This window comes from Bacillus sp. P4_D3 (assembly GCF_056401855.1).
In genome coordinates, this window is the sequence record NZ_JBFUIN010001136.1 from 1 (window position 1) to 769 (window position 769).

1 protein-coding gene is annotated in these 769 nt (G+C 30.4%); it reads left to right on the forward strand.

Features of this window, described 5'->3' with window-relative positions; translation table 11 throughout:
- Positions 1 to 660: energy-coupling factor transporter transmembrane component T family protein (locus tag AC1DTM_RS29820; protein WP_477001627.1), on the forward strand; the 660-nt coding region annotated here is incomplete at its 5' end.
- Positions 661 to 769: the final 109 nt, after the last annotated feature.

Sequence of the window (769 nt, forward strand, 5' to 3'; positions counted from 1 at the left end):
GCAAAAATTCAATTGCGTAAAATTATAGTTATTTTCAGCGTTATATTTACATTTAGTTTATTAAATTCTGTTATGATTCTTGTTATTACTCCAGCATATGGATCAGAATTAACAGGAACGTATACCTCTTTTTTTCATATAGGTTATGCAACAATTACATATGAAACTTTATTTTATGCCGCTACACTTTCATTGAAATATTTTACGTTATTACCATTTACACTTCTTTTTATTTATACAACTCATCCAAGTGAATTTGTAAGCAGCTTAAATAAATTTGCTGTTCCTTATAAAGTTACATATGCAATAAATATTGCACTGCGTTATATACCAAGTATTCAATCCGAATATATTATCATTAGACACGCACAGGAAGCAAGAGGCGTACCTTTTGAAAAAGGAGAAGCGAGTTTGTGGATTCGTATGAAAAACCGTGTTTTAATTTTTTGGCCACTTATTATTCATTCATTAGAAAGAATTGATACTGTTTCAAATGCAATGGATTTAAGAGGGTTTGGAAAGAAAGATAAACGAACGTGGTACTATGCAAAGGACGCACAAAAGGAGGATTACATTACACTTTTTGTTGGTATTATCATTTTGATTATTGCAGTTTACTTAAAGCTGAATGTATTCCAAAGTTTCTGGTACCCATTTTAAAGCACTCTCAATAGAGTGCTTTTACTAATTTTTATGAAGACATGCTCAAAAAAGGGAGATACACATACTGTATAATACGAACCAGTTAAAATGATCAACTACCTATTAG